At 71.0% G+C, this 6,086-nt stretch carries 1 protein-coding gene; it reads right to left on the bottom strand.

Features of this window, described 5'->3' with window-relative positions; translation table 11 throughout:
• Positions 1-5,918: amino acid adenylation domain-containing protein (locus AC067J_RS43870; RefSeq protein WP_478308491.1), on the bottom strand; the 5,918-nt coding region annotated here is incomplete at its 3' end.
• Positions 5,919-6,086: the final 168 nt, after the last annotated feature.

The following is a 6,086-nucleotide window of genomic DNA, read 5'->3' as shown; positions in this document are numbered from 1 at the left end:
CGACCCGCACCGAACAGGTGATTCACCAGAGCGCCGTGCGAGACAGCCACACCCTTCGGACGACCCGTCGACCCCGAGGTGTAGATCACGTACGCCGTGTTCGCGGAAGCCACCACGGCGCCAGGAAACGCGTCCCCCGCAGCGGCCGGTTCCTCCACCACGGAGGGGTCGTCGACCACGACGACCGGAACACCCGCCGGCACGACACCCGCCACCGCCGCCTGCGAGACCACCAACGGCACACCCGCGTCCGCGAGAACGTAGGCGATCCGCTCGGCCGGATACCCCGGGTCGACCGGCAGGTACGCACCGCCGGCCTTCACCACCGCGAGCAGCGCCACCACCAGGTCGACACCGCGCTCCATCACCACACCGACCACCGACTCAGGACCGACGCCCCGACCCGCCAACAGGTGCGCCAACCGGTTCGCCCGCGCGTCCAACTCGGCGTACGACACCGACTCGTCCTCGGACACCACCGCGACCGCGTCCGGCGTCCGCGCCGCCTGCGCCTCGAACAACCCCGGCAACGTCGACGGCTCGACCTCCACCGCCGTGTCGTTCCACTCCACCAGCACCCGCTGCCGGTCCTCCGGACCGAGCAGATCGACCTCGCCGAGCCGCATGTCCGGGTCGGCGGCCAGGGTCCCCAGCAGCCGGACCCACCACTTCGCGAGACGCACGCCGGTTTCGAGGTCGAAGAGGTCCGCCGCGGCGGTCAACCCGCCGTGCAGCCCGGCCGGCGTGCCGTCCTCGTGGTGCACCTCGACCATGTTGAAGTCCAGGTCGAACTTGACGGCGGAGGAGCGGCTGGCCAGGACGCCGCCGTCGGCGGCCTCGTAGGAGCCCCCGTCGGTCCAGTAGCCGGGCCCGTCGGCCTTCGTGCCGATCGCGTTCTCCAGCAGGAACATCACCTGGAAGAGCGGGTGGCGGGCCATCGAACGGGGCGGCGCCAGCTCTTCGACCAGCTTCTCGAACGGCACGTCCGTGTGGGAGAGCGAGCCGAGCGCGGCCTCCCGGACCCGCGCGAGCACCTCGCGGAAGGTCGGGTCGCCCGACACGTCGGTCCGCACCACGAAGGCGTTGACGAAGGTTCCGATCAGATGGTGCACCGCCTCGTCCGTACGACCCGCGGCGGCCGACCCGATCGGGATGTCGGTGCCCGCGCCGAGCCGGTTCAGCAGGACCGACAGCGCTCCGTGCATGACCATGAACATGGTCACACCCTCGGCCCGCGCCAGCTCCGCAAGCCGCGCGTGCACCTCCGACGAGACCTCCAGCCAGGTCCGGTGGCCCTGGTGGCTCGCCGTCGCCGGGCGCGGCCGGTCGGCGGGCAGCTCCAGCTCCGCCGGGATCCCGGCCAGTGCCTCGCGCCAGTGGGCGACCTGCCGGCCCCCCAGGCTCTCCGGATCGGCCGGGTCGCCGAGCACCTCGCGCTGCCAGAGCGCGTAGTCCGCGTACTGGACCGGCAGCGGCTCCCAGTCGGGCGCCCGACCCTCCAGATGCGCCCCGTAGGCGGTCTTCAGGTCGGACATCGCCGGGCCCCACGACCAACCGTCGCTGGTGATGTGGTGCACCACGATCACCAGCACGCACTCCTCCGGACTCACCCGGAGCAGCGTCGCCCTGATCGGGATCTCGGCGGACAGGTCGAACACGTACTGCTCGGCCCGCTCGACCGTGGCCCCCAGCGCCTCCCGCTCCACGTCCTCGACGTGCAGTTCCCAGTCCAGTTCCTCGACTTCGAGGATCCGCTGGTAGGGCTCGCCGTCGACGGTCGGGAACACGGTGCGCAGCGACTCGTGCCGCTCGATCACGTCCAGGAACGCCGCGTTCAGCAGGTCGGTGTCCACGTCGCCGGGTATCGGCGAGCTGACCGGGATGTTGTAGGTGCTGCTGGGCCCGTCGATCTGGCTGATGATCCACAGTCGGCGCTGGCCGTAGGAGAGCGGGATGCGGTCGGGGCGGGGCATCCGCGTGAGCGGGATGCGGGCACTGTCGGCGCCCGCGAGGCGGACGGCGAGGCCGGCAGCGGTCGGTGCCTCGAACACCATGCGGATCTCGGTCTCGACACCGAGGACGGTCCGGATCCGGCTGACCAGCCGGACCGCTGCGAGGGAGTGGCCGCCGAGTTCGAAGAAGTCGTCGTCCACGCCCACGGATTCCAGCCCGAGGACGTCGGCGAAGGCCAGGCAGAGCAGCTCCTCCCGCAGGTTCCCCGCACGCCGCCCGGCACCCGTGGCGGTGTTGCCGTAGGCGGGAGCGGGCAGGGCCTTGCGGTCCAGCTTCCCGTTCCCGGTCAACGGCAGCGCGTCCAGCACCACCACCGCGGCCGGAACCATGTGCTCCGGCAACCGACGAGCCGTGAACTCCCGCACCGCCGCCGGAATACCACCGGTGTCCTCGTCCGGATCATCCGCCACCACATACGCCACCAACCGGGTGTCACCGTGCGCGTCCCGACGGGCCACCACCGCCGCCTGCCCCACCAGCGGATGAGCGGCCACACCGGCCTGCACCTCACCCAACTCCACCCGGAAACCACGGACCTTCACCTGCTCGTCCGCACGACCCAGGAACACCACCCGACCGTCCGCCGCCCACCGCACCCGGTCACCCGTGCGATACATCCGCACACCAGACTCGAACGGATTCGCCACGAACCGCTCCGCCGTCAGGCCGGGGCGCTTGACGTAGCCGCGCGCCAACTGCGCACCCGCCACATACAACTCACCCGCCACACCCACCGGCACCGGACGCAACGCATCGTCCAACACATAGAACCGCGTGTTGGCCACCGGCGAACCCACCGGCACCAGAACACCCCCGGCGGCATCCTCCACACCCAGACGCGTCGTCGCCACACCGATCGTCGTCTCCGTCGGCCCGTAGTGGTTGAACACCGCACCACCACCGGCCGACCCCACCAACTCACGCACCAACTCCGGCGCCGCCGCCTCGCCACCCAGCACCAGCGAACGCGCCGGCAGCACACCACCCACCCCGGCACCCGTGGCAAGCGCCGCCAGATGCGAAGGCACCGCCTTCAGGAAATCGATCCCGTGCTCGGCCAGATACGCCGCGACCCTCCCCGGATCGGTGACCGCCTCCTCCGCCAGGACATGCAGCTCACCACCCGACGTCAGACTCGCGAACACCACCGTGTTCCCCAGGTCGGTCGCCTGCGCCTGCAACAACGCATACCGCCCACCCGGCACATCGAACCCGACCCGACCCGGCACCGACGACACATAGTTCGCCAACGCCCCGTGCGTGACCGCCACACCCTTCGGCCGACCCGTCGAACCCGACGTGTAGATCACATACGCCAGACCCTCAGGCCGTGTCACAACCCCCGGAGTTGTCACGGGAAGCGCGTCCAACTGCATCCGCGTGAACGTCCCGTCCACCGCCACCAGACGAACCCCCACCGAAGGAAGCTCCCCGAGGATCTCCTCCGTCGTGACGACCAACGCCACCCGGCTGTCCTTCATCGTGAACGCCACACGATCCGCGTGCTGCTCCGCGTCGACGGGAAGATAGCCGGCGCCCGCCTTCCAGACCGCCAGGATCCCCGCGATCATCTCCACGCCACGCGGCAGGGCCAGCCCCACCACCGACTCCGCACCGACGCCCTGAGCGACCAGGTAGTGCGCCAGGCGGTTCGCCCGCGCGTCAAGCTCCGCGTACGAGACCTGGGCACCGTCCGCCACCAGGGCGACCGCGTCCGGCGTCCGCGTCACCTGCGCCTCGAACAGCCCGGCCACCGAGGACGCCGCGACCGCCTCGTCCGTGGCGTTCCACCCCGTCAGCACCCGCTCGCGCTCACCGGCCTCGACCACGTCCACCAGCGCCACCGGCACACCCGGATCAGCCGTCACCACATCCAGCACCCGCACCCACGCCGCCGCGATCCGCCCCGCCCACACCGGCTCGAACAGATCCGCCGACACCGTCACCGTGCCACGCACACCCGCCGGACGACCGTCCGCACCGAATTCCTCGCCCACGAGGACGTCGAGGTCGAACTTGGCCGCGGCGTCGTACGCGGTCGGCTCCGAAGCGGTCGACTCCGAAGCGGCCGGCGTCGACTCGGCCCGTTCGGGATCCGCCGGTGCCGTCCCGGCCTGCATGCCGGGCAGGGCGAGCACGGCGTCCACGGTGTTCTGCTTGGTGAGGACCACCTGGAAGAGCGGGTGGCGGGCCATCGAGCGGGCAGGCGCCAGCTCTTCGACGAGCCGCTCGAACGGCACGTCCTGGTGCGCCAGCGCGGACAACGTCCGCTCCCGCACCCGGCCCAGCACCTCACGGAACGTCGGACGACCCGACAGGTCCGCCCGCACCACCAGCGTGTTGATGAAGAACCCGACCAGATCGTCCAGCGCCTCGTCCGTACGACCCGCGTTCGCCGAACCGATCGGAATGTCCGTCCCCGCACCCAGCTTCGACAACAGCACCGCCAACGAAGCCTGCAACACCATGAACGGCGTCACACCCTCCGCCCGCGCCACCTCCACCAGGCGCGCGTGCACCGCCGCCGAAACCTCCACCGGCACCTGGAACCCACGGTGCGAACCCACCGCCGGACGCGGCCGGTCGAACGGAAGCTCCAGCTCCTCCGGAGCACCCTCCAACGCCTCACGCCAATAACTGATCTGACGTGCCATCAGGCTTTCGGGATCACCCTCGTCCCCGAGAACACCACGCTGCCACAGGGTGTAGTCGGCGTACTGCACCGGCAGCGGCGCCCACTCCGGCGCCCGACCCGCCGCACGCGCCGCGTACGCCACCGACAGGTCACGCGCCAACGGACCCCGCGACCACCCGTCACTCACCACGTGGTGCATCACCACCACCAGCGCCCGCATCCCCGCGCCGGCCTCGAACAGCCAGGCCCGGAACGGCACCTCGCGCGACAGGTCGAACGTGTGGTTCAGCGCCCTCTCGACCGCAGCCGGCAAGCCCTCCACCGACACCTGCGAAACTGTCAACTCCCAGTCCAGCTCGTCCGGATCAAGGATCCGCTGGTACGGCTCACCGTCCACGACCGGGAACACCGTGCGCAGCACCTCGTGCCGCCCGAGCACGTCCAGGAACGCCGCACCCAGCGCCCCGTGGTCCACCTCGTCGGACAGTTGGATCACCGCCGGCACGTTGTACGTCGCGCTCGGCCCCTCCAACTGGTTGATGAACCACAACCGCCGCTGCGCGAACGACAACGGCACCCGCTCCGGCCGCACCCCCGCCGTCAACGCCGCCCGGGCCTCACCCGCACCCGCGCCCGCACCCGCGATCCACGCGGCCAACCCCGCCACCGTCGGCGCATCGAACAGCACCGGCAGCGGTACCTCCACACCCAGCACCGCGCGCACCCGGCTCACCAGGCTCACCGCCAACAGGGAATGGCCACCCAGGTCGAAGAAGTCATCGTCCACACCGACGCCCTCAAGACCCAGCACCTCCTCGAACGCCGCGCAGAGCAACTCCTCCCGCGCGTTCGCCGGACCACGACCGGTCCCACTCGCGAGATCCGGAAGCGGCAGGGCCCCGCGGTCCAACTTCCCGTTCACCGACAGCGGCAGCTCGTCCAGCACCACGACAGCCGACGGCACCATGTACCCGGGCAGCTGGGAGGCGACCAGATCCGTGACCTGCCGGGGAAGCCCGCCGGCCGTGTCCTTGCCGTCGGGGGCGACGGGGACGACGGGGACGACGTAGGCGACCAGGCGACGGTCGCCGGGAGTGTCCTCGCGGACCACCACGACGGACTGGCGGACCAGGTCGTGGCCGGCGATGACGGCCTCGACCTCGCCCGGCTCGATCCGGAAGCCGCGGATCTTCACCTGCTCGTCGGCACGACCGAGGTACTCGACCTCGCCGGCCGGGTTCCACCGCACCACGTCACCCGTGCGATACATCCGCGCACCCGCCTCGAACGGGTTCGCGACGAACCGCTCCGCCGACAGCCCCGCCCGACCCAGATAACCGCGGGCCAGACCCGAACCCGCCAGGTACAACTCACCCGACACCCCGACCGGCACCGGCCGCAACCGGGCATCGAGCACATACGCCCGAGTCCCCGCCAC

The sequence above is a fragment of the Kitasatospora sp. NPDC042419 genome, assembly GCF_056437345.1.
Note: the sequence above shows the minus strand (reverse complement) of the source record. Positions and strands in the feature narration are given on the sequence as shown.